The sequence below is a fragment of the Roseivirga misakiensis genome, assembly GCF_001747105.1.
GTDB classification, from domain to species: domain Bacteria; phylum Bacteroidota; class Bacteroidia; order Cytophagales; family Cyclobacteriaceae; genus Roseivirga; species Roseivirga misakiensis.
The window spans coordinates 1246025-1270626 of record NZ_MDGQ01000003.1; the positions used below are offsets into that span (position 1 = coordinate 1246025).

Genomic DNA, 24602 nt, shown 5'->3' on the forward strand with positions numbered 1-24602 from the left:
TTAGTGAGCAATTAGCCAGTTTTCACCTATTCCTACTTCTACATCCATTGGAATATCCATTGGGATGGCATTTCTCATCAATTCTGGAATCTCTGATTTCATTAAATCCAACTCCGTTTTATGTACATCGAAAACCAGTTCATCATGAACTTGCATAATCATTTTAGACTTAAGCTTCTCTGCCTTCATCCAGCTATGAATATTAATCATAGCGACTTTAATCATATCCGCAGCACTACCTTGGATTGGTGCGTTAATGGCATTTCTTTCTGCATGCCCGCGCACTGTCATGTTTTTAGAGTGGATATCTCTTAAGTACCTCCTTCGGCCTAAAATTGTCTCCACATAAGTGAATTCGCGTGCTTTGTTCACTTGGCTATCCATATACCGTTTTACTCCTGGGAATTCGTTGAAGTAAGCCGTTATCATTTGCTGCGCTTCAGTTCTTGAGATACCGATGTTTTGAGCAAGTCCAAATGCCGAAATACCATAGATTAAACCAAAGTTTACCTCTTTAGCCTTTCTCCTCATATCTCGATCGACTTCTTCTAAAGGCACGCCAAAGACTTTTGAAGCAGTAGTGGAGTGAATATCTCGACCGGATCGGAAGGCATCCATCATACTTTCATCTTCTGCCAGTGCGGCTACGATCCTCAATTCTATTTGAGAGTAATCCGCGGCCATTAAAACATGATCTTCCGTTCGGGGTATGAATGCTTTTCGGATTTCCCTTCCCTTGCTCGTTCTAATCGGAATGTTTTGCAAGTTGGGATTATTGGAGCTTAAACGACCTGTAGCAGCTACTGCCTGTCTGTAATCTGTATGCACTAGGCCGTCTATAGGGCTGATCATAGTTGGCAGAGCATCTACATAAGTAGACTTGAGCTTCTGGTATTCTCTAAACTCCAGTATTCTCTTAGCGATATCGTGTTCTAAGGCCAGTTTTGAAAGAATTTCTTCTCCTGTTGCGTACTGACCCGTTTTTGTCTTTTTAGGTTTATCAACCAGCTTCAACTTTTCAAAAAGTATCACCCCAAGCTGCTTTGGTGAGGCTACATTAAATTCTTCACCAGCCATTGAGAATATTTCGTCTCGTGCCACTCGGCTTTCCTCCTCTAGCTCCTTCGACATAGCGGCAAGCACTTCGGTATCTATTTTTACACCATTATATTCTACATCGGCGAGCACATGCATCAAAGGAATCTCCACCTCATTGAAAAGTTTCTTTAAGTCCCCTTCTGTTAAAAGCGGCGCTAAACTCTTCTTGAGTTGTAGCGTGATGTCGGCATCCTCTCCTGCATATTCCACAACTTGATGTACGGGCACATCTCTCATATTTCCCTGTTTGCTTCCTTTTTTACCGATGAGTTCAGTAATCGAGACGGGAGTATAATTCAGATAGTTTTCGGCCAGAACGTCCATATTATGCCTTGTATCTGGATCAATCAGATAATGGGCGAGCATGGTATCGAAAATTGGGCCGCGGACTTCTACCTGATAGTTCTTAAGAATCTGGACATCGTATTTCGCGTTCTGAGCAATTTTTGTAATGGTTTCACTTTCAAAAACCGGCCTAAATTCCTCTACTATTCTTAAGGTCTCTTCCTTATCATCGGGTGGTGTTGGCACGTAATAAGCTTCACCGCTTTGGTAGGAAAAAGAGAGACCGACAAGATTTGCCTCAATAGGTTCTAAGCTATCCGTTTCTGTATCAAAGCAGATTTCATCTTGCCTTAAAAGGAACTTTATAAGTCGTTTTCTTAGTGCAGGTGAATCTGTTAAATGGTAACTGTGCTCCGTATTAGTGATCGTTTTTCTCTCTTCTACTGCGTTTTCTTGAGTATCGCTCGGGGCGATCGTTGCGGGGTTATCTCCAAAAAGACCCATTTGCTCTGAGGCCACGGCTTTGGGCTTAGGAGTCGTTGCTGGAGCACTCGCTTGGCCTAGAATTCTTTTTAAGGTGGTTCTAAATTCTAGCTCCTCGAAGATAGCGGTCAGTTTTTCTACATCCGGACCTGTATATTTCATGTCTTCTTCGACAAATTCGAGCGGTACGTTGATTTCTATTCGCGCTAATTCTTTCGATAAAATGCCTTGAGCACCGAATTCGGCCACTTTCTCGCCCATTTTACCTTTTAGTTCGTGCGCGTGGGCCACTATATTTTCAACTGTTCCATATTGCTTTAGCAACTTGGAAGCGGTTTTTGGCCCTACGCTCGGTATGCCGGGGATATTATCGACGGAATCGCCTTGTAATCCAAGCATATCAACCACTTGGTCTATTCGTTCGATGTCCCATTTGGCCAGAATTTCCGGTACGCCCATTACATCTACAGAATTACCCATAAACGCTGGTTTGTATAGGTAGATGTTCTCTTCTACTAATTGACCATAATCCTTATCTGGGGTCATCATAAAAACCTCAAACCCTTGTCTTGCTGCTTTTTTAGCAAACGTACCGATCACGTCATCGGCTTCGTAGCCGTCGAGTTCTAAAACAGGAATGTTAAAGGCGCGAACAATGTCTTTGATGATCGGTGTCCCAATTTTAATGTCTTCCGGCGTCTCTTCTCGATTGGCTTTATAGGGTTCGTATTGCTCATGCCTAAATGTTGGCGCACTTGTATCAAAGGCTACGGCAATATGCGTTGGCTTTTTCTTATCTATGATTTCATAAAGACTATTGGTAAACCCAAACGGGGCACCAGTATTAAGTCCTTTTGAATTGATTCTTGGGTTTTTACTAAAGGCAAAATGCGCACGATAAATCAGCGCCATTGCGTCAAGAAGAAAAAGAGATTTTTCCGGTTTACTCATACTATAAAGGTAAGTATTCCCGAAAATTCGAAAAGAGGAATTTTGTTAATTAGAACCGTAATTAGAGTTCTGACTAATTAAGTCTAGCGTATACTCTAAAACGGCATCTTTCTTCGCCATTAAATCATCTAGATTTGGCTGAACTAGATAGTCTGGGAAAGTCCCACGGCCAACATTTCCGTCCGATACATTGATAAACTCTTCATAAATAACAGGTACCTGAAGGGACGTTTGTGTGTGCGGTAGGCTGTAGTTCACAATCATATTAGCAGCTCGGCCTACGTGTGCTCCACCCGTTTCTTCTCCCACAAGCACTACATTAGCCATCTGACCTAGGATTCTGGCTAAGTCGGCGGCAGCAGAAAATGTTTTCCCAGAGATCAGCACGTAGATTTTCCCACCGAATTTAGCGCCATTCCAATTTTTCGCTTCCCCACCTTCGAATTCGTCATACCAGTTCAATACAGGTGCTTCAAAGTGGTCTTCTTTTTCTGTTTTAAAGTACTTCTGCAAATAGTCATTTGCATGAGAAAACGCTTCATCTGATTTTAGACGACCATTAATAGAAGATACATATTCTTCCATCTGAATTTGCTGTGCCCTAGTGTAGGTTTTGGAAGGGTCGTTGAGCTTATCTCCAGTCAAGAATTGATAGAGAATGTTTAATAATCTGCGATCGCCCCCTTCATTGATTCTCAGATCGATAACGAGATTTTCAAAGTCGAACTCTTTGGTTTCCTCATCATAACGTGACGTAACTTTTTCATGGAACCAGTCAGGGTTTGCCCGGAACGTATTCAAAGTCAAAATGAGAGTCTGAAGAGAGTCGATCGCATCAAGGTGTGTAAATCGATTATACCGCTCGTGAGAGAGGTTAATCGGTCTGTAGTAGTTGTTGGCCAGCATGCTGTTGCCAGCAGTTGCTTCAATTTGAATATCTTTTATCTGGCCTTCTGCTGTTTTGAATTGTACATCAAAACGGTTAGCAGCACCGTATTTAAGAAAGAAGTAGTAACCGAACTTACTTTCGATTTCCCTCAAAGGTTTGGTAGGGCTAAAGCCATCGGTCACGGTAATCTTGGATAGCTCAGCCACTAAATTTTCTGTACTGACCTTATTGATAGAAAGGAGTTGGGCACCGTGGGGGATAATTGATTTTTCAAAATCAACAAATAACTGATCGTTGATGATTTTGATGGGAAGAGGAAAGAATTGTGTTTGAGAGATTGTGGATTTGAGGAGTTTCGACTCCATTTTAACCACGGTATGGCCACAAAGCAGTTGATTGTTAAGTTCTGAAAGGATTACTTCAAACTGTTTCAGGGAAATAGCTTCAGGAAGCGCTTCAATTTGATCATTTACAAAGTTTTGAAACGCTTCCCGGCTAATGTATTGGTATGGGTTGCCATGTTGTTGGTCAATAATCTTAAAGTATACCTCCAGATCATTGGCCGCCTCTTGGCGGGTAATAGTTCGATTGCTGTTGTTAGCAAAAAGGGAGACGGTCATCGACAGTGCCAAGGCACTGAAAACAACTATCCTGTTGATTGTACTTTTTAATTCCGATGTCATAACCCTGTTGATTGGTATTCAGGGCGATGACTCATTCCACTATATTCATTGAACATAGTGACAAGATCCAGCTAAGTTTTGCCTGATATATCAGGTCAATACCTAGTTCAGAAATTGGGTAATTTGCGTAGTTCGATCGGCAAATCACTTCATCTCCACCCTGAAATCAGGGCATAGGAATTATGAGTACGTTATAAAACGTATCAGTTAAGTTCGATACAGGTTGTTTGGTTAAAGTACCTGAGTGGAGTAATAAATAGAATAGAAACTGTTGGTGTTCGTGGGAAAGTGACACAAACATACAAAAAAAAGTCGTTTATCACAATTTTACTGTCGTTTGACATACAATAATGTGTGGCTCACACATATTTTTAGGCTCTTTGCATAAGGGGAAATTTTGAGAAATACAGGTTTTGCCATCTAATATTTTGTCTTTAATCGATTGGGAGGCTGCTTTTCTGGGCGAGTCGTAGTATTAGGGAAATCATGTTGGATATTAAAATATTCTTGATTTATGGACGTATTTTTAATAAGAATTAATCGAACTAAGTCATTTATAGCCGCAATCTCATACTCATTTTTGCCATTACCTATAGCCTTGCCGCACAAGGTCAGCAGTTCAATGGCTTTATAGATTCTGACTTTTCAGGCGTGCTAAGTAGTAGGGTTCAGCCCGCAGCAATTGCGGACTCTCCCTATAAGTTTGATTTCAACTTAGTAAATGGCAATTACTACCTCACCAATAATATTGGATTTACTCAGAGGGGGGCAGAAGGAACGGAGTTGATCCGCTTTTTGGATCGAGATCCGCGGTTCCTTCAAACTAATCTTGGCTTGGGCGGGATGTCAGTTCTTTTCTCTCTGCCGCGAAAGCAAGGGCTCGCTATACAATTTCAACTGCGTGCCGCGGGCTCTACTCAAGATTTAACGGCGGATTTTATCACACAAATTAATCGTTTTAGCGACCAAAGGTTCATTGATAGTAATGTAACCAACCAAACCGGTGAATTTGCCTTCGCTGCTTGGCAAGAACTAGCATTGACCTATGCATTCGTGCAAAAGGATGACGGTTTCCACCGTTGGAAAGTGGGAGGTACTCTAAAATTTGTCAACCCCATGGGAAGCGTTTGGTTGGATATGCAAGACATAGACTATTCTGTGGACAATGTGGGTATCGTGAATTTTACCGAGTTTAGAAGCCGTTTTGGTTATTCTGCCAATCTGGATCGCTACCAACAATTTGATGGCACTGATGCCTTTAATGGCTTGCCGAAAGGTACAGGTTTTCGGCCTGCTGTAGATTTTGGGGTAGTTTACGAACGTGTTGCTTATCGACGAGACCCAAGGGCAGCAAACAGAACGGCTTTAGAAAGAGATATTACTTATGAGTTTAAGCTAGCCGCCTCCATTACTGATTTGGGTATAATGAATTTTGATCAAGGAAGTGCCGCTTTTGCTACATTAGGGGTTAACCCAGGAGTACCAACCCCGGGCGACATTCTTGATAACATCAATAGCTTTCAAGAATTAAGGGATTCGCTGGATACGTTTCTACAAATAGAGGGTATAGACGGAACCTATTCTGTTAGTTTGCCCACATCTCTAAATTTGAGCTATGATTACAATGTTGGTAACAACTTATACTTCGGTGCTTCGGCGCGAATAGATTTGACTGGTTTGTTACCTGCAGATTTTAGAGTGGCATATCCAAATAGCATCACTTTAAACCCTCGTTATGAAACAGGCAATTATGGCTTTTATATGCCGATCTTCTATAACTTTTCTGGGGATACGGATCTTGGAATGGCTCTCAGGTATGGGGCTTTTACCGTGGGAACACCAAGTTTTGGATCGTTTGTTTCCAAGCAGAAAAAGTCTGGTGGCGTATATTTTAGTGTTAGCATAAATAAGTTAAAAGCTAATTCTAAGAAGCCATACTGTTTTGGTCGGTCAACCACAGGCAGTGGTTTTACAAGGACACAACGTACGCCACTTTATAAAAGGAAAAGATTTCTCTTCTTCTAAGCGGGCTCTTCAGGGGGCATTTCACGCTTAGCTTTTTTATACGCTAAAGCCCTGAACCCGATGAATACAAAGAACGGAATCCAGATGGCATCATTCATTAATAAGTGAAAAATGCCCTTTTTGCCTACTTCTTGTTCCAGAATAGTATAATAGAACCAGATGCCTCCACCAAGTTTGGTGAGCGCTCCAAAGAAAGCCAGATACCAGAATTTTCCAGGGTGTATTGCACAGGCCAGATAGGCCGCCGCCATGGCTAAAACCGCCTTGCCTTGCCATTCGATAATACTAGGAGCGGCATTTTTTGTTTCTGTCACCCATTGGTAGAAAGTCTCTGGAAACCACCCAATCAAAATACCCCATAGTATGTTGTAAGCAGTCGCGGCTAAGAGCAACCCACGTATCCAATTAGGAAATATGTTTTGCGGTGTCTGGGGGGAATTCATAACTTATCGGACTATATGATTAACGAAAAAGTTTTTTCGATTTTCAAATCTATGAAAAACTAACGGACCTGATTTTCAAACGTACTTGAATTTGAAATTTTGATCCAATTAACTTGATGAATTAGCTCATGCTCTTAGCGATCGATACCGGGAATACGAATATTGTTTTTGGTATTCATGATGGAAATTCATGGATTCATGAATGGCGGTTTGAAACCTTCCCTGTCAAGAACCAAATAGAATATGAGATGTTTTTAAGGCTTAACTTTCTAGAGGCAAACCTTAAAGTTCAACAGGTAAAAGGGGTTGTTATTTCTTCAGTGGTGCCTGAGTTAAACGACATCCTCTCTCAGTTTACCCTAGGTTTGATTAGCGAAAAGCCAGTTTTTGTAGGCCCCAAAATTTATAACCAGCTGCCGATAAGTACGCAAAACCCGTATGAAATCGGTACGGATTTAATTGCGAACGCCATGGCGGGTTACACGCTTTATCAACAAGATATAGTGATAGTAGATTTCGGTACGGCACTTACTTTTACCGTGGTCGATAGTGAAGGAAATATCAAAGGGGTAAACATTGCGCCTGGCTTAAAGACTGCCATAAAAGCACTAGTTGGCAATACGGCACAGTTACCTGAAGTACCCTTAGAACTTCCTGACTCTGTAATTGGCACAAATACCACTACCGCCATTCAAAACGGAGTTTTGTGGGGGTATGTAGCGATGGTGGAGGGTATGCTCGATCGTATTCAAACTGAACTGAAAAAGGATATCAAAGTAGTAGCAACAGGTGGGCTATCGGCTATTTTGCACCCTTTGCACGAGCGGTTCGATCAAGTCAACAGGCACCTCACTTTAGAGGGCCTTCGTTTTATTCATAAAGCAGTAACTAAAGAGGTATGAAAAACTACGGATGGTTAATTAAAGGCCTAATTTTTGGTCTCCTAATGTGGGTAATGGTGTATGTGGTATTCCCTCGCTTTAGTGAAGGCGAAGTTGTAGAACCCGAAAAGCATTTAATGGAATTGCTTTTTGCCTTCCCTGCAGGTATTCTTTGGGGCTATTATCGCTTTAAAGTCCTTCCGAAAAGGATGAATAAGGGCAAAAAGGATTCGGATGACTAACCAATTAATACCTCAGTTTACTCAAGGCTTATTTTTTTCAGAAAATTTATTTTTTGGCCAACAAAATTTAATTCTGCCAATTTAGAATTTTGATTCAAATTGTTCTTAAAGGATCAAGAACCTAACTAGAAAATTCAAAATAATATTTTGTTTCGTCTATTTAACAACAACAACAACAACAATAACAACTGCCTTGTTTGCTGAAAGCAAAATTTTGTTTCGTGAAATTATTCCATATCTTCATATAACTAAAGTGAAGATGACATGCAGGGAAGTTTAGTAATTGAGGTGCCTTGGCCAATCGTAGGTAGCCTTTTAACTGCTGGAGCAATAATACTCGCAGCGCTGATTGGTAGAGTGAAAAAGCAATAAAAAAAGGCCTGCGGGATCAGGCCTATTACTTTTTCTTGTATTGGTACTAGTGATAATTCACACTAGGAAAACGTTGACAATTTAAGTCAATTACATCTAATAATAAAAAGCCGGGAACTTTCCAGGCTTTTTTATTAGCTTTTAATTCATCCCATAAAGTTTCTTACCTGTGTCGTAGTACTTGTCTCCTTCAACCCAGAAAGGTCTTTCTGGAGCATTACCGATCATTCTAGAAGCTAAAACATAGCTTTTGAAGAATTTCTCCAAGTAATCGTAATCTACAGTTTCAGGATTATCTCCAGCCTGATGATAATACTTCATGATTTCTGCGTCGAAAGCCCTGAAACCTAAACTATAAGTAGGCGCTGGGATTCCTTTTCTGGCAAAACTCACATTATCCGATCGATCAAAAAGTCCTTGCTCTCCGGCTGGATCATCAATGGCCTCTAAACCGACGGCTTCATTCGCATCTTTGATGAATTGTGACGCGGTTGTACGCTCTAAACCGACAATTGTAGAAATGGTCGTGTCGTTATAGCCACCATTGTCGCTATTCCAGCAAAAAACAATCTCTTCATTTGGGACAATTGGGTTATCGGCTAAATATCTACTACCCAAAAGGCCCTTTTCTTCGCCAGTGAAAAGCACAAATAGTGCAGATCTTTTCATTGGATATTTGGCAATATTTTCTGCTGCTGATAAAACGGTTACTGTACCAATAGCATTGTCTCTGGTACCATTGTAAATGGAATCACCTTCGGCATTTGGTCTTCCAACACCAATGTGATCGTAATGCGCCGAGAACATTATGACCTCTTTTTTCAATTCAGGATCTGTACCTTCAACCATAGCCAAAATGTTCTTGTCTTTGGTCATTTCGTTTACCATTCCTTCAATTGTTAGGCTAGCACGCTTTAGACTTCTAGTCATCATAAACCTCTGATTGGCATTGTTGAGGTCTTTTAGCCATAAATGTGGGATTATCTCTTTATCGTCTCCTTCAGGGTCAAGCGTTATGTTCACTCTATTAAAAGTAAAGCCTAATTGTGCCCAAGGAGTGGCAGGAGAATTATAGAATTCTACTAAACCTGCAGCGCCATTTTGTCTGGCCAATTCGTATTTCGCCCTACTCAACCTTAAGATTGCTCTTCGGTCCGAAGTATTGCCATCTCCAGCTTTAGCGAAAACGATTTTACCTTTTACGTCAGCTCCTTCATAATCTTCGGCTTGCCCATACTCTAAGTAGACAACTTCGCCTTCATAAGTACCGCTTTTACCATCAACGATTAGGAAATCATCGTTTAGGTTAAAGTTTTTTCCTGCATATGAGAAGCTACCCGATGTTGCAGGGCTTTTCTTCCGTAAGGGTACAGATTGGAAATAACCATCGGCACCTTCGACAGGTTTGGCACCATAAGTTTCCAGTTGCGTAGCAATATAATCTGCCGCTTCGAGTATTTCTGGAGAACCAGTGTTACGTCCTTTCAACTCATCTGAGGCAATGAAGTAGATATGATCTTTTATGGTTTGCTGATTTACCGTATCCATCATTTTTTCCATGTCAGTCTTTTCTGTGCAGGCAGAAACAATGATGAGCCCGATAAGGCTTAATGACTTAATAAATTTTTTCATCTTACTTAACTTCAAAGTATTTAAAAATAGGATACTCGACGACTTTGCTAGCAATGCCAGCATCGTCGAAGTATTGGTCAAAGAAGTTCCAAGTTACTAAACCATCATCAGATTCTGGTTCTAGGAGGTAAAAGATTAGGTTGGCCAGGGGTTGGGCCAAGTCAATCCAATAGTCTCCTTTTCCAAATTTCTTGTTCGCTGCCTGAAAAGAACCTTCAATTGTTGCCATCTTGTGTTTTTCAAATGGACGCGCCGCTCGGTTTAATTTAGTAGCGGTGTATACTTCGCCTTTCGCGCGGGTATTCTTTGTTAATTCTACCACTTCCACTCCATGGTTTTTTAAGTGTTGGGCAATGTCCGCAAACTCCTTCGGAATGATGTATCCTTTGGGTAAAGTAGCTGTTTGCGTAGCTTCAAAGGCGCTGTAGTTGATAATGTTCTTTAATTCTACGATCTCTGGTTTTCTGAGGTAGGTTTTTTGTCCCCGTTGATTGGTAGTTTCCATGTGATTGTAGGTTCTATAAGACGGGATAGGTTTATCCAATGGCACTTTTTTGAATCTCACACCTTTTTGAACTTTTCCTCCTTCGTTTTTTACCAGAGCTATGGCGTCTGCTTCTGCCTTCGCATTGATTTTTAGCATTTCCTGACCATTCTTGTTGGTAAACTCAAGTATCTCGGCTACAAATGAATGCGTTGAATTAATCCTTTGGTAAAGGCGTTCGTGCGCGAATGCTTCACTTAAAATGGCCATTCTATTTCTAAGCCCAAATTGATTCACAAGGTATCTTGGATGGTGATTATAAGTGGAAATTGACTTGATGGGCCAGCCTTCTTGTCTGGTATAGTAATAACCGTATGGCCCAAGGTGTACATCGTTCTTTTCAAGCACGTTTTCGGTTACTTCTGGCAGAAGTTTATCCCAAGTAAAGTCATAAGGCGCTTTTTCACCTGCCGTATGATAACTCGGTGCCCAAGTCAGAGAATAACCATGCCATGTACCATTTGTAGTGTGTAGGTCAACGAATAATGTCGGGTCCCAAGGCACAATGATGTTCTGAATAAGGCCATTAGTTTCTAAGGTTTCCATTTTCATACCATCACGATTTAGATCCCAGCCTTGGCTATTTGATCTTTTACCTGTTTTTAGTGGGCTTCCCTCCTGCGATCGCCTTACCTCTTCGTCCATTTTATCATTACTATCGGTATTGTAAATGGGAACGAACAAGATGATTTGGTTGTCTATGAGGTGTTTTTTATTGCCCGTCAAAATATCGCGCATGAGAATTTGTACCGCTTCTTTTCCTTCTACCTCACCAGAGTGAATATTACCCTGCACGTAAATGATCGGTTTACCACTCGCCTTTGCTTCTTCGGCAGTCTCAATTTTTGGATTGGCCAGAACAAAGACAGGAATATCTCGCCCTTCCAAACTGGTGCCCAAGCTAATTTTAGTCACGTAAGGGCTATTTTTAGTAACCAATGTTGTGAAGTCGATCACATCTTGATAAGTAGACGTTTGGGTGTAATTGGTTTTTTCCGGCGTAATCAATAATTCTCGATCTACAGCTTGACCGAATAATTGTGCGGATAAAATGCAGAAGACTGCTAAGAAGGTATACCTTTTCATGACATAAAACTTTGTCGACCAAATTACAAAAAGCCGATATAAAGGAGGTAGAATGAACTTTCAATTACATGATTGGTTAGTAGTTTTTTAGCAAGCCACTTAACTTTCATTAAAATATACATTATGACTAACCGCAGATCCTTTATCAAACAAAGCACCGCACTTAGTGCGCTTTCACTTTTACCATCATCTTTTCTTTATGAATCCCTTTTCCAAAATGGCTACAAAATGCAGGCGTTGAGAAACAATGTGGGCATTTTTAGTGAAAGAGGAGGAACTATTGGTTGGATGATTTCGGATGATGGATTAGTGGTTGTCGACTCGCAGTTTCCACCGCAAGCCGAGCATATGGTGCAGGAAATTCGAAAACAATCGGATCGAAAAATTGATTTGTTGGTGAATACGCATCACCATGGAGATCATAGCGCTGGAAACATAGCCTTTAAAGGAATAGTAGAAAAGGTGATGGCGCATGAAAACTCCTTGAAGAATCAAAAAGCTAATGCGGAAAGGGCTAATTCTGTAGATAAACAACTATTTCCTGATACCACTTACAAAAAGGGGAAATTCAGTGAAAAGGTCGGTAAAGAGAAGGTTTCCTTACACTATTTCGGTGCAGCGCACACCGATGGTGACTCTTTTGTGCACTTTGAAAATGCAAATATTGTTCACTGTGGCGACTTAGTTTTTAATAGAAGGGCGCCGTTTGTCGATAAGTCCGCTGGGGCTAATATGGAAAATTGGCAACGTGTAATGGAAAGAGGATATAAGGCTTTCGATAAGGATACACTCTTCGTTTTTGGTCACTCAGGAAGTGGATACGAAGTGACTGGTACGCGAGACGATTTAAGGGCTTTTCAGAACTATTTGGCTAAGGTGATGGAGTTTGTGAAGAAAGGTGCAGCCGCTGGTAAAACAAAAGAAGAGCTGGCTGCGGCAACAGAAATTCCTGGTGCACCAGAATGGAAAGGCAGACAAACAAGACCTGTAAACGCGGCTTGGACTGAGCTTTTTGACGAGAAATAGGCTCTCATAAAAAATCAAAGGCGTATTGAGGTGAAAACCATTCAATACGCCTTTTTTATGCCGTTCAGGAATTCTTATAAGCCGAAGAGGTGCTCGTTTAGCCGTCTTAAAGAATGTTCTTTATTGGCGCTATCCGTCAATAAGGAAATATTATGGCGACTTCCACCGTAAGATATCATACGAATCGGCACTTCTTCTAGGGCTTCAAATATCTTATTGACGATACCTTTTCGTTCAGCTACAAAATTACCTACAACGCAGATAATCGTCTGACCATTGTCCACTTCTACCTGACCAAATTGGCTCAATTCGGATACGATTTTCTCCAAATGCTCCGCTTCATCTATGGTCACCGAAACCGCCACCTCTGAAGTGGTAATCATATCAATTGGCGTTTTATATTTCTCGAAAATCTCGAAAATCTTTCTTAGGAAACCATAGGCTAAAAGCATTCGAGAAGACTTCACTTTGATGGCAATAATGCCATCTTTTGCCGCTAGGGCTTTCACATCATCTGAATTTGTCGACTTGCTGATCACTGTGCCCTTTGCCTCGGGTTGCATGGTATTCAATAGTTTTACGGGGATGCTGTATTTCTGCGCTGGCCAAATAGAAGCAGGGTGAAGGATTTTCGCTCCGAAATAGGCTAACTCGGCAGCTTCATCGAACGACAACTCCGCGATTGGGAAGGTTTTATCTACTACGCGCGGGTCGTTGTTATGCATTCCATCAATATCCGTCCAAATTTGGATTTCCGAGGCATTGATTGCGGCTCCAATAAGTGAGGCGGTATAGTCGCTTCCTCCTCGCTGCAAATTGTCAATTTCTCCCCTATGGTTTTTACAGATGAAGCCTTGCGTTATCAGCAAGGGTACATTTTCAAAATGTTTTAGTTTTTCCGTGATATCGGCTGATATGCGCTCAAGGTCTGGCTCGCCCTCTTCATTGGTTCGCATAAAATCTAAAGCAGGCAATAGCGCAGCGTTGATTCCTGCTTCTTGCAAGTAAAGCGTAAAGAGTTTGGTAGACATGAGTTCTCCTTGGGCCAGAATATCTCTATTCAGGGCTTCATTAAAGGAGATTTTTAAAGTGATACTGAAGAACTCGAAATGTTCCTTGATAATCGCTAAAGCTTCCGAGCGTTTTTCATCACTAGCAAGAAGCGCCTCAATAAACACCTCATAATGGGCCTTCAATGCTGCAATTTGCTCGCTTGCTGCTTCCTTTTTATCCTTAGCTAATGCCTCTCCAATACTCACTAGTGCGTTGGTGGTACCTGAAAGGGCGGAGAGTACCACAATTTTCGGTTCATCATTTCTCGTAATGATTTCAGCAACCGCTTTCATGCGCTCCGGTTTACCAACCGAAGTTCCTCCAAATTTTAATACTTGCATGGTTTTGTATAATTAGAAGCCCAACATTTTGATGGCCGTAATGGCGGCTTCGTCTCCTTTGTTTCCGTGTTTTCCTCCTGCTCTGTCTAAAGCCTGCTTTTGCGTGTTTGGGGTAAGTACACCAAAAATCACCGGCTTATTATACTTCAGCGATACATTCGTAATACCATGCGCCACAGCGTCGCAGATAAAGTCGAAGTGCTTGGTTTCACCCTGAACCACACAGCCGATACAAATAACAGCGTCAATAGCTTCTTCTTGGGCCATCCACTGGGCCGCTAGAGATAGCTCGAAGCTACCGGGTACATTTTTTCGAACAATGTTTTTCTTATCTGCACCATGGCTGATTAATGTTTCCATTGCGCCCTCATAAAGAGCTTCGGTTACTTCCTCATTCCATTCGGAAACAACAATGGCAAAAGTGCTGTCTTTGATATCCTTTACATTCTTGCTGCTATAATCGCTGAGGTTTTTAATACTTGAAGCCATAGTTCTATTATTCGATTTCTTAAGTAAATGAGCCAGTGGTCTGTCTCGGTTTAAACAAAAAAAGGTAAGACGATCGCCTTACCTTTTAAATTCAATTTTTTCAAAATTTAATTTCCGGCAAGGGCTTCTAGCCTTGCTTTATGTTTTCGAGCATCATTGTACTCTGCTGAATCTTCATATTTATTGATCACCTGATCGATTGCATCAATCGCAGCTGTTAAATCAGAAGCTCGCTCAAACGCAAGTGCTGCTTTCATTAAATAACCAGGTGAAAAGAACTGATCATTAACTGTTTTGGCTGCCTTCATGTAGTTTTTAGAAGCATCAGTAAAGTTACCTAGCTCCATGTAGGCATCACCGAGCAGTTTTTCAGCTCTTGCCATTACGATCTCTTCAGAAGTACTGAACTTTTGAAGGTAATCGACCGCTTTTTGATATTCTCTTTTCTTTAGGTAAGAAGCACCAGCGTAAAAGTGCGCTAAGTTTGCCACTTCAGTACCGCTATAAATATCGATGATATCGATAAAACCTAGGTTTCGGCCATCACCTAAAAGACCTGCATCAATACTGTCTTTTTCGTAATAGTATTGAGCCTGAAAAATCTCGTTTTGGGCAGTAGCGTTCTTCTTTTGTTTCTGAATATCTAAATAGAAGTATAAACTAGTACCTAAAAGAATAGCTACACCAATGATAGCGCCGATATAGCCAACTGGCCCCGCCTCATTCTTGAACCTTTGAAGGGTATTCGGCTCAGAATTGCTTGATTTTGTTTCCTCTGAAGAAGTGTTCTTCGTCATCTCTTGAAAATTAGGTCGCAAATATAAGGAAAATGTTGAAAAACAATGCGTTAAAACCTATTCTGTTATATAAGGATAGTCTTCTTGAACGTATACATCTTTGAAAGCCTCAGAAGGGTCTGGGTAAGGAGACTCCTCTGCAAATTTCACCGTAGCTTCTACCTCAGATTTGATACGTGTATCGATCGCTTTTAGCTCATCTTCAGTAGCCCATTTGCTACTCAAAATCTTTTCTCTTACCTGCTCAATAGGGTCTTTGCCTTTGTATTCAGCAACTTCTTCCTTACTTCTATATTTCGCAGGGTCAGACATTGAATGTCCTTTAAATCTATAAGTTCTAAACTCAAGAAGCGTAGGGCCATCGCCTCTTCGTGCTCTTTCAGCAGCTTCCTCAACGGCAACATGCACATTTTCTGGATGCATGGCATCTACTGGTGCTGAAGGCATATCAAAAGCTTCAGCTAAGGTATAAAGCTCTCTCACGTTAGAGGTTCTTTCAACCGAAGTTCCCATGGCGTAACCATTGTTTTCAATCACAAAGATTACTGGAAGTTTCCAAGTCATGGCCATGTTTAGTGCTTCGTGGAAGGCACCCTGTCTTACCGCACCGTCACCCATCATACAGATGCATAGGTTATCGGTTTTGTTGAATTTTTCAGCAAAGGCAATTCCTGCTCCCAATGGTACTTGGCCACCGACGATACCATGTCCACCAAAGAAGCCTTTTTCTTTGTCGAACATATGCATTGAACCACCTTTTCCTTTAGAAACACCAGTGGCTTTAGCCATAAGTTCAGCCATTACAGCGTTCGGGTCGGTTCCTAGTGCCAGCGGCTGACCGTGATCACGATAAGCGGTGATCCATTTGTCACCTTCTTTCAAAGCACTTACCGATCCGCTTGAACAAGCTTCTTGCCCGATGTATAGGTGGCAAAAGCCTTTGATTTTTTGCTGGCCATAAAGTTGTCCAGCTTTTTCTTCGAACCTTCTCTGTAACAACATATTCTCAAACCAGAACATGTAATCGTCTTTACCGAATTTAGGTTTCTTGGTAGCCTTAGTTTTGCGCGTCGTTTTTGTTGCAGCCATAGCCTATAATTTGAAAGGGTAAACCCTCGATATTCATTTATTAAATCAGGACTGCGAAAATAAGACAAAAACCCCCAACTTTGAAATTAATGCACCTCGAATCCATTCGGCTCGCCAATTTCAAAAATTACCCTGAGGCAAACCTTGAGTTTTCTCAGGAAATCAATTGCTTTTTGGGGAAGAATGGTTCGGGTAAAACCAACCTCTTAGATGCGATTTTTTACCTGTCATTCACAAAGAGTGCTGGTCCATCGCTCGACGGTCAATGCATTCGGCACGAAGAGCAGTTTTTCTCTATAAAAGGGGCTTTTAGGCAAGAAGAAAAGCAAAAAATGGTGCTTTGTGGTTTGCAGACAGGCAAGAAGAAGTTGGTGAAACTCGACGACAAACCGTACAAAAAAGCGAGCGAGCATGTGGGTAAATTTCCTGTGGTGATGATTGCCCCGAACGACACGGATGTTATACGGGGGTCAAGTGAAGATCGGCGGAAGTTCTTCGATGCAATTATTGCTCAAGTGGATCAAATCTACTTACAAAATTTAATTCAGTACAATCATACCTTAAAACAGCGCAATAGCCTTTTAAAGCAATTTGCCGAAAGGGACTTTTTTGACAGAGATTTATTGGATGCTTTCACAGATAAACTGATTGATCTGGGACAGCAAATTTTTCAAGTGCGACAAAAATTTTTGGAGTCATTTCGAGTGTTGGTCAATGATCACTACCAAAACCTCTCGGAAGCAAGTGAGGCGGTAGACTTGCAATATGAGTCTCAATTTGCTGGTGATATACGATCGGCTTTCCAGGAAAGTGAACGGAAAGATCTGATTCTGAAAAGGACAAATGTCGGGATTCATAAAGATGAGTTTCCTTTTTTAATGGAAGATAAACCAATCAAAAAGTTTGGATCGCAAGGTCAGCAGAAGTCATATTTGATCGCGCTGAAACTTGCCAATTTTGATTATCTGTATCAAGAAAAAGAGGTTAAGCCACTACTGCTGTTAGACGATATTTTCGATAAGCTGGATGATTTTAGAATTACGAAACTCGTCGAAATGGTTGCTTCAGAAACATTTGGGCAGATTTTTGTCACCGATGCCCGACCAGAACGAACTTTGGGAATCTTCGAGAAAATGGATCAGGAAGTGAAGATGTTTGCAATAGAATCAGGGCAGGTTGAGCAGATGGGCTGAACCCTCTAATTCTTCTCTAACTTAACGGCAATTGCTTTTGCCTTAGCATTAAATTCAGGGGCATACATACTTTCTATTGTCGCGATTCCCGTCGAAAAGCTCCCGGCGTTATTTACGATAAGCTCGTATTCCACAACGTATTTTCCTTTCTTCAGTTCATCAAAGAAGAAGTGGATGCTCGTATCGTCAATCGCCTGATAGGCATAAGCATTTCCAAAGCGTTTATAGCCAGATAAAACATCCATTGGCTCGAAACCAGCTGCACGGAGGTCTTTTAAATGTAAAAATTCCATGTCCTGATCTGCCGATAACGATAATCTAACTTTAACACGATCTCCTACTTTATAGGTGTGATTTGTTTGTTCCTGATAAGGTTCGTTAGCACCAATTTTAAATACCTCTTTTCGAACTTGAAGCGATCCACCACGCTGAGCTACATTTTCTAAGGATTCGAAATATTGGTAGTGCATAGCACCCCAAGACGGGTTTGCTCCTTCATTTTTTACTTGAATTTGGGCTAAATCTGGTTGAATCTCCTCAGCCTTCCAGTCTTTCTGGGTGAATAGATCGGTTTTTTCATCTGTGGCAGTACTTATTTTATCATTCCCTACCTCGATAAACACGGCATTTTGCTCATTGACTACAGCGCCTTTCGAGTTCAACAGTGTGTAGATCGCATCGGCTGTAGCTTTTGTGCTCGCCCAGGCATTGGCTCTTTTATTTTGAATCAACCATTGCATTAATTTTTGATGTCTTTTTTCATCAGGCAAGATTTCCGCAAAAGCTTCCATTATTCTGGCGTGTGTTTCAATTGGCATTTGGTACCAGTCAAAACTCGATTCATTTTCGAGCCAGTACATGCCGCGATCATTTTTAGTAGCATTCTCTTCTAAAGAGTTCATGATCTTTTTAGCCATTACAATATTTCCAGCGCGGTAATAAACGAGTGCAAGCATGGCTTTAGATTGCAAGTTTTGCTGTAGCCACTGATCTTCACCCATCTTCAAGAAATAAGCCTCGGCGTTTTTAATGTCCACGTTTGTCTTCAAGCTGTCATAGAAACTTTTTGCATACAGTAAGTGAATTTGAGCTGTTTGTAGGTCTGCTTGCCTACTAGTGTCATTGGCCAGCTGTTTGTAGTCACTCACCAATACTCTGTCTAAATAACCTAGTGCTGAACCTATGATATCTTCAACTTTATAATTGTCGATGTCAACGCTTAGTTTTTTCATCTGCCCAAATCCAGCCACTACATGCATGGTTATGGTTTTATTCGGGTAACTACTTCCACTAAACCAAGGGAAAGCGCCACTAACCATTTGCATTTGGGATAGCTTATTTATGGCAATGTTAAGTCCCTCATCAACGGACGCTTTATTCAAAAGTCTTGATAGGTTTTTAAGCCGATCATCTTTGTTTTTGGCGTTTAAAAGCCATGGTGTTTCCTTTAATGCAATTGATTTAAGATTTTCATTAGCAAACAAAGGCCCTTGTTTTTCGTCCTTCGACCACTTGGATATTAATTCCGATAGCGTTGGATGCTGCTCTACGAGTTTTCTGCCTATTGCATTTGCAAAGATTCGAGAGAAAGTCTGTTCACTGCATTCGTAAGGAAATTCGATCATGTAGGGCAGAGATTGCACCACATTCCATAAGGAGTTATTGGTGAAACCTAGGCTTAAGCTGTAATTCTCTTTAGTTTCTGAGGCTTTTTCAAGAGCATCGAGTTTGAATGCTTTTTCTTCGTTAGCGTTTACCCACATCGGCAAACTTTCAGTGATCATGACTTTGTTAGATAGTACAGGAAGGTAGTTTTCTTCGCCATCGCTGAAGCCGCCAGCAGTAGCTAAAACACGATATTTTATACCACTAAGCCCCGCTGGTACGCTAATTTTCCATTCCATTGCAGCATTTCCATTAGGTGCTATCTCGAAAGCCTTATCCATTCGATCACCTTTGATCAGAAGGTCAATTGGTTCGTTATTTTCAGGGTTGAGCCATTCTATTCTTGATACACCACTCGCTTTTTTTGAAAAAAGGCTAGCCACTTTTACAGAGACTATTAGTGTGTCTTTTTCTCTCACAAAGCGAGGAAAATTAGGCAAAACCATCAGTTTTTTCTGCGTTTGGACAGTGCTAACCAATTTATCCGTTAGCATTGATTTTGTGTGAGCCAGTAACTGTAAATTCCATTTGGTAAGTGACTCAGGCGTAGTAAAACTAAAGCTGAGTTCGCCATTTTTACTAGTTCTAAGCTGTGGATAGAAAAAGGCGGTTTCTTTGAAGTTTGTCCTACTTTTTACTTGGCCGAGTAAGGCTTCATTATCTTGTTGTGCTGCGGCCATACCCCCTTTGGTGCTAATGACAATGACTCCATTGGCTGCTCTTGAACCATAAAGTGAGGCCGCTGAAGCTCCTTTAAGCACTTCATAGCTTGCCGCCTCCTGAAGATTAACTTGGCTTAAGCCGCCTTCTACAATTACACCATCTACAATAATGAGTGGACTATCCGAGCCAGCCAGCGTTGATGCTCCTCTTATTTGAATTGGCGATCTAAAGCCAATTTGATTGCTTGGTTGAACTTGTACTCCTGCCACCTTGCCGGCTAATGCTTGATTGGTTACAGGAACCTCCATTAATGTTTCAAACTCTTCGTCATCGGCAACACTTATTATTTCTTTGTTTTGTGGACTAAATGAAATATTCTGGTAGTTATTTTGACCTTCCCTAGGGTTAACAAAATTGTATCCAAAAAGCTCAAGCTTATAGAATGATTTGTTGGGTATTCGGTATGGTTGGTAACGGCGAGATAATAAGGATTGAAGTATGTTTTTAGAATAACTTTGATTCAAATCAATATTGGCGCTACTATAGTTAGTCCTTGTCGGGCTGGATGGCAAATACCAATCATGTGTGACAAATTGATCAAGTGAGGCATCGTACATAGAGGCTAAGAGTTCAGCTTCGATTCGCTCACTTTCATCACCCTTTATTTTAAAACTCCACTCTTCCTTTTGCCCGGGCTCTAGTTTGCTTCGAAAAGATGTCGTTTCAATTTTGATAGTATGTTCTTCATCAGGGACATTGATATCGAGTTTTCCATACTTGGCCATGCCTTCAGCTTGTGCTAAATAGTGGATTGTATAACCTCCAACATCTCTTGGCTTTATGGGTAAAGAAAGTAATCGTTCACCTTTACTAAGGTTAAAAATATACTCTTTGTTAATCTCCCCTCCTTGGTCTAAAAACAGGGTAACTGTTAGGAAATCGAGGCTTGAATACAGGCTAATCACCAAATTATCCTTATGTTGATAAGTATTTTTGTTCTGATTGATTTCGAAAACTGAATGACGATCCTTTTCAGGCTCTTTAGATTTAATAAATAAGCTAAGAGAGGATTTTTGGATACTTTGGTCTGTAGTTTCGAAGATAATTTTATATGATCCTTTGCCCCATTGCTTACTTTCTTCGATTTTATAAATGTCGTCTATACTTGACAAAATGATTTTTGAGATCAATTTCTGATTTACCTCTGGATCTATTTGTTCATAAGGCTCATATGGGAAGCGTTTGGCAAAGTCCTCTTTACTGATTATTGGCAAATCTGGAGCTTTCCAGAGCCGTTCTTTGAGGTATTTCTCTTCGTCATCCAACTTATAGACAGATAGAATTCCAGGTCTCGAAATTTGTTGACCATTTAAGTTGGTTACTGATACCTTAAGAGAGATTTCTTTACCCTCTTCCACTTCGACTGGTGCCGATATGCTGGAACGGCCCTCATGATAACCTATGTACAGAGATTCCTCAAGGTTTCGCGTTTCACCATTGATATCTGTCACACTAGCACGCAGATCATACGAGAAAATAGGAAGCTTTTCGCGGTCTTCTGAGGCATTGCCACTAGCCTTAAATTTGATTTTGAACTGGCCCTTGTTATCAGTTTTAGTTTCGCCTTCGGCAAGTAGATATTCTTCCTGACTAGGATAAGAATAACCGAAAAAACCTTCATTAAGGCCAAGTCTATACCCGGTCCTTGTAATAGTATACTTTACTGTTGCGTTAGAAACATTGCTACCCGCTAGGGCAACTGCACTTCCAGTAAATTCTACCGAATCACCTAACACATAGGCCTCCTTTATAGGATCACTTCGTAATTCGAACTTTGGTCTTTTATAATTCTCAACACGGAAATATTTATCTGCGGCATTTAAATAAACGTTGGGTTGGTCGAAGAATTCACTCTCATTATCTGGCTCTTCCACCTCTATAGAAAAGTCACCAGTTAAAACGGACTTTGGAATCCTCAATGAGTCAGTAAAGGACCCAAACTCATTCGATCGAAGGTATTTTTCATAGATTTCGTCATAATTTTCATCATAAACAGTAACTAAGACTTCCTCATTTGTTACTGTCGCCTGCTTTTCACTTTCGGTTTTGTAAAGGATGCCTTTAAAGTACATCATTTGCCCAGGCCTATAAATGGCCCGGTCTGTAAATAGATGAGCAGAAACAGTAATTCTACCGCTTTTCTGCGGTTTCGAAACCCTTGAAAGCCTTATATTTTGGAAGTAGGCGGTATCCAAAGCCGTCATTACTTTGGCCGTTAAGCCATAGCGATAATCATTAGAATTGTACCTGATTCTACCATTGTTGTTGGATTTGAATCGTCGATGGAATGGCTTTTGGTAACTATTATTGGTCGACTGAATAATTATGTCTGCGTTCGGTTCAGGTTGGCCTGTTTCGCGATCTGAAATGAGAAATTCATTAGTTGAAGTTGTCGGTAAACTGATGAATGTAAGATTGCTTACCTGAAAGATTCCAAAATGTAGTGGCTCTTCGCTACCTTCCTGTTTTACAACTAATAAGTATTGTCCATTTTCCGCCAAAGGGTCTATTAAGACTTCTGTGGCATGTCTTTGATAGTCTGAGACTTGTGGTAGGTCAATAGCCCACTTTCTGATAAGCTCTAAGGCTTCGAACTTTTTAGAGAACGGAGTTTTAGTGGGGACAATAAGCTGTTTCAGCTTGTCCATATTGCCCTTATATATCGAAAGTTCTAAGGACTTTAGGTTGGCAAATTCTACCAGTACTCTTGAATAGTTTGAAGGTATAATGAAGTCTTCATGGGTTAGCATAAGACTCGACTGCTCAATTGATTCTTTTAAGACATCTGCCTGTTTTGCTTCAAATGAATTCGGCTTGAGTCTAATGATATCATCGCAAATGTCGTGAGCAGATTTCTTTGCCCATCTAAACTGATCACCCTTGCGCTGGAAATTATACCTAGAACCAAGCATATTCAGCGTTTGCGCTTTTTCGAATAGGACTGTGACTTTGGTGGCGTCATCCAAGTCCTCCATCAACCTGTCCAAAGCTTCTAAATAGGCCGAAAGATCATTATTAGCTCTATTTTTAAGGAGCTTAAGCCTAAAAAGCTCCCAATTGACATACCTTTTTGTGTTTCCATTTGCCTTTTGGCGCAACAGTATTTTTTGGAGTTGTTTAAAACCGTGGTCAATGAAAGACTGACCTACCGGGGGATCGATTTTTAGATTTAGAAAGGCGATCGAGTTCCAATAATTTTCCAAAGTCGGAAGCCATGATCTTGATTTAAAGTCGCTGAGTTGTAAGTTGTAGAAGTAAAAACGAAAAGCCTGTTCAGCGATAAAGTCAGAAACCAATTCAATTTTCGGCTCTTCCACACCGACCCTTCGGAAAAATCCTCTGTAGGTATCGAGTCTTAGCGTATCGACTTTATCATAGTCGGCCAAGGCATTTTGATAGTATCGATGGATTTCGCTTTGAAATCTAGTTTTATTCCAAAAGTTGAAATCAACAGTATCAACTTTCGCTTCATCTCTTTGGTTGATATCGTAGCTGTTCCTCAGGTAGAAGTCAAAAAGAGATTTAGCCGCAACCAGTTGATAAATACTTTTTTCAGGAGCACTTGCAGCACTTATTCGCTTCTGCAGGTTGTCCATAACCTTCAATCGGGCATTTTCTTCAAGCAATAACCAAAACTTACTTTGATAAATTGTCGCTTTCAGCAATTCTTCGGCGTCGGATTCTTCCGCTGCATTATTCAGTATTTCAAGGACTTTTTCTTGAGCAGATTTCGTCAAACCTTCTTTTTCGAAACGATAAACTTCTTGCCAGAGAGTATCATTCTTTTCAGCCTGAGCCCAGCCAATCATCGGTACGAAAAGGGCGATAATGAGAAGAAAAATTGGCTTGGTTGAAATCATGTTTTAATTAAAGGTTCTACAATATAAACAGGTGGAAGTCTGATTGACCACTAGTCAATAGGTTTTTAATCTGCTTAGAAAACGAAGTGCTAACCAATAATTGGTCCAGTAATTTTAACCCTCTTTGGAATGTTTAATTGGTCATAGGCGACAACTAAAGAAGATTTACCCCGTAATAGACTCTGTTAAACCAACAAAACTACTTATATGAGAATTAGCACGAAATTTTCGGTGGCTGGAGCAGTGCTACTACTAGCTTCCGTAACTTTTTTGACCTCCATGAAGCCTGTTGAGGATAAGGGCGGATATGATTGGATGAAAGGCCGGCTCGATGCTGCCAAGGCTTTCACAATTGAGGTATTGAAGGCAATGCCAGAAGATGATTATGACTTCAAGCCAAACGATGAGCAAAGAACCTTTGCAGCACAAGCTTACCATATTGCCTATAGCGTAGAATATTTTCAGAAAGCATTTTCACAACCAAATGCAGCTTGGCAGCCAGGAGATGAGAATTCAAAATCAAGAGAAGAACTGATTAAGTGGGCGGAAACTAAATTTGACGAAATGCACACATTCATCTTAGCAGCTGACGCTAATGACCAGCTAACAGCAGGTATTATGTACTATCTGGATCATAATTCGCATCATAGAGGACAATTAGTTACTTACCTAAGAATGAAGGGAATTAAGCCGCCAGTTTACAGGTAGCCTCTTTTAATCGAACGTATTGAAACGTCGCTATAAGGTCTTTT

At 40.8% G+C, this 24602-nt stretch carries 16 protein-coding genes; 6 read left to right on the forward strand and 10 right to left on the reverse strand.

The features are described 5' to 3' along the window. Complete coding sequence (gene polA, locus BFP71_RS05685; protein WP_069834459.1) at positions 1-2817, reverse strand: DNA polymerase I; 2817 nt, start codon at positions 2815-2817, stop codon at positions 1-3. A 45-nt stretch (positions 2818-2862) separates the two neighbouring features. Next, positions 2863-4389, reverse strand: a complete 1527-nt coding sequence (locus BFP71_RS05690) for a S41 family peptidase (RefSeq protein ID WP_088124889.1) — start codon at positions 4387-4389, stop codon at positions 2863-2865. Positions 4390-5040: 651 nt separating this feature from the next. Between BFP71_RS05690 and BFP71_RS05695 the strand changes: the two genes are divergently transcribed. Then, entirely contained in the window at positions 5041-6414 is a 1374-nt protein-coding gene (locus BFP71_RS05695; protein ID WP_069834461.1) for a DUF5723 family protein, read from the forward strand. On the opposite strand, the gene BFP71_RS05700 is transcribed toward BFP71_RS05695, so the two are convergent. Continuing rightward, entirely contained in the window at positions 6411-6857 is a 447-nt protein-coding gene (locus BFP71_RS05700; protein ID WP_069834462.1) for a hypothetical protein, read from the reverse strand. The two genes, BFP71_RS05695 and BFP71_RS05700, sit on opposite strands and share 4 nt — an antisense overlap. 128 nt (positions 6858-6985) lie before the next feature. Between BFP71_RS05700 and BFP71_RS05705 the strand changes: the two genes are divergently transcribed. Together BFP71_RS05705 and BFP71_RS05710 are read left to right on the forward strand one after the other, a co-directional pair. Continuing rightward, positions 6986-7759 (forward strand): type III pantothenate kinase, encoded by a 774-nt coding sequence (locus BFP71_RS05705; protein ID WP_069834463.1) that lies wholly within the window; start codon positions 6986-6988, stop codon positions 7757-7759. Continuing rightward, positions 7756-7980 (forward strand): hypothetical protein, encoded by a 225-nt coding sequence (locus tag BFP71_RS05710; RefSeq protein WP_069834464.1) that lies wholly within the window; start codon positions 7756-7758, stop codon positions 7978-7980. Before BFP71_RS05705 ends, BFP71_RS05710 begins: the two co-directional genes overlap by 4 nt. Before the next feature lie 513 nt (positions 7981-8493). On the opposite strand, the gene BFP71_RS05715 is transcribed toward BFP71_RS05710, so the two are convergent. Both BFP71_RS05715 and BFP71_RS05720 read right to left on the reverse strand, forming a co-directional pair. Further along, complete coding sequence (locus tag BFP71_RS05715) at positions 8494-9984, reverse strand: M28 family peptidase (protein WP_069834465.1); 1491 nt, start codon at positions 9982-9984, stop codon at positions 8494-8496. A gap of 1 nt (position 9985) precedes the next feature. Next, the gene (locus BFP71_RS05720; RefSeq protein ID WP_069834466.1) at positions 9986-11614 is read right to left on the reverse strand and encodes a M14 family metallopeptidase; all 1629 of its coding nucleotides are present in this window, start codon (positions 11612-11614) and stop codon (positions 9986-9988) included. Between the two features lie 123 nt (positions 11615-11737). On the opposite strand from BFP71_RS05720, the gene BFP71_RS05725 reads away from it, so the two are divergent. Further along, a complete protein-coding gene (locus BFP71_RS05725) occupies positions 11738-12640 on the forward strand; it encodes an MBL fold metallo-hydrolase (protein ID WP_069834467.1) in 903 nt (300 codons plus the stop codon). A 74-nt stretch (positions 12641-12714) separates the two neighbouring features. On the opposite strand, the gene BFP71_RS05730 is transcribed toward BFP71_RS05725, so the two are convergent. The 4 genes from BFP71_RS05730 to pdhA form a co-directional block, all read right to left on the reverse strand. Continuing rightward, positions 12715-14034: an aspartate kinase gene (locus BFP71_RS05730; RefSeq protein WP_069834468.1), complete on the reverse strand. Its 1320-nt coding sequence runs from the start codon at positions 14032-14034 to the stop codon at positions 12715-12717. A gap of 12 nt (positions 14035-14046) precedes the next feature. Beyond that, entirely contained in the window at positions 14047-14523 is a 477-nt protein-coding gene (gene ribH, locus BFP71_RS05735) for a 6,7-dimethyl-8-ribityllumazine synthase (protein WP_069834469.1), read from the reverse strand. Between the two features lie 107 nt (positions 14524-14630). Beyond that, positions 14631-15320: a tetratricopeptide repeat protein gene (locus tag BFP71_RS05740; protein WP_069834470.1), complete on the reverse strand. Its 690-nt coding sequence runs from the start codon at positions 15318-15320 to the stop codon at positions 14631-14633. Between the two features lie 57 nt (positions 15321-15377). Continuing rightward, positions 15378-16409, reverse strand: a complete 1032-nt coding sequence (gene pdhA, locus BFP71_RS05745) for a pyruvate dehydrogenase (acetyl-transferring) E1 component subunit alpha (protein WP_069834471.1) — start codon at positions 16407-16409, stop codon at positions 15378-15380. A gap of 89 nt (positions 16410-16498) precedes the next feature. On the opposite strand from pdhA, the gene recF reads away from it, so the two are divergent. Next, the gene (gene recF, locus BFP71_RS05750) at positions 16499-17602 is read left to right on the forward strand and encodes a DNA replication/repair protein RecF (RefSeq protein WP_069834472.1); all 1104 of its coding nucleotides are present in this window, start codon (positions 16499-16501) and stop codon (positions 17600-17602) included. A 5-nt stretch (positions 17603-17607) separates the two neighbouring features. Here the strand turns inward: recF and BFP71_RS05755 are convergent, their stop codons facing one another. After that, positions 17608-23850, reverse strand: a complete 6243-nt coding sequence (locus BFP71_RS05755; protein WP_069834473.1) for an alpha-2-macroglobulin family protein — start codon at positions 23848-23850, stop codon at positions 17608-17610. Between the two features lie 207 nt (positions 23851-24057). Here BFP71_RS05755 and BFP71_RS05760 point away from each other — a divergent pair, with 207 nt between their 5' ends. Then, on the forward strand, positions 24058-24558 hold the full coding sequence (locus tag BFP71_RS05760; RefSeq protein ID WP_069834474.1) for a DinB family protein: 501 nt from the start codon (positions 24058-24060) through the stop codon (positions 24556-24558). Positions 24559-24602: the final 44 nt, after the last annotated feature.

What these genes read in the sequence shown, in the direction of transcription:
- ribH (WP_069834469.1), bottom strand. Translation starts at nt 14,523, where the DNA reads ATGGCTTCAAGTATTAAAAACCTCAGCGATTATAGCAGCAAGAATGTA.
- BFP71_RS05715 (WP_069834465.1), bottom strand. Translation starts at nt 9,984, where the DNA reads ATGAAAAAATTTATTAAGTCATTAAGCCTTATCGGGCTCATCATTGTT.
- BFP71_RS05700 (WP_069834462.1), bottom strand. Translation starts at nt 6,857, where the DNA reads ATGAATTCCCCCCAGACACCGCAAAACATATTTCCTAATTGGATACGT.
- polA (WP_069834459.1), bottom strand. Translation starts at nt 2,817, where the DNA reads ATGAGTAAACCGGAAAAATCTCTTTTTCTTCTTGACGCAATGGCGCTG.
- BFP71_RS05740 (WP_069834470.1), bottom strand. Translation starts at nt 15,320, where the DNA reads ATGACGAAGAACACTTCTTCAGAGGAAACAAAATCAAGCAATTCTGAG.
- BFP71_RS05755 (WP_069834473.1), bottom strand. Translation starts at nt 23,850, where the DNA reads ATGATTTCAACCAAGCCAATTTTTCTTCTCATTATCGCCCTTTTCGTA.
- BFP71_RS05760 (WP_069834474.1), top strand. Translation starts at nt 24,058, where the DNA reads ATGAGAATTAGCACGAAATTTTCGGTGGCTGGAGCAGTGCTACTACTA.
- BFP71_RS05690 (WP_088124889.1), bottom strand. Translation starts at nt 4,389, where the DNA reads ATGACATCGGAATTAAAAAGTACAATCAACAGGATAGTTGTTTTCAGT.
- BFP71_RS05720 (WP_069834466.1), bottom strand. Translation starts at nt 11,614, where the DNA reads ATGAAAAGGTATACCTTCTTAGCAGTCTTCTGCATTTTATCCGCACAA.
- BFP71_RS05730 (WP_069834468.1), bottom strand. Translation starts at nt 14,034, where the DNA reads ATGCAAGTATTAAAATTTGGAGGAACTTCGGTTGGTAAACCGGAGCGC.
- BFP71_RS05705 (WP_069834463.1), top strand. Translation starts at nt 6,986, where the DNA reads ATGCTCTTAGCGATCGATACCGGGAATACGAATATTGTTTTTGGTATT.
- pdhA (WP_069834471.1), bottom strand. Translation starts at nt 16,409, where the DNA reads ATGGCTGCAACAAAAACGACGCGCAAAACTAAGGCTACCAAGAAACCT.
- BFP71_RS05725 (WP_069834467.1), top strand. Translation starts at nt 11,738, where the DNA reads ATGACTAACCGCAGATCCTTTATCAAACAAAGCACCGCACTTAGTGCG.
- BFP71_RS05710 (WP_069834464.1), top strand. Translation starts at nt 7,756, where the DNA reads ATGAAAAACTACGGATGGTTAATTAAAGGCCTAATTTTTGGTCTCCTA.
- recF (WP_069834472.1), top strand. Translation starts at nt 16,499, where the DNA reads ATGCACCTCGAATCCATTCGGCTCGCCAATTTCAAAAATTACCCTGAG.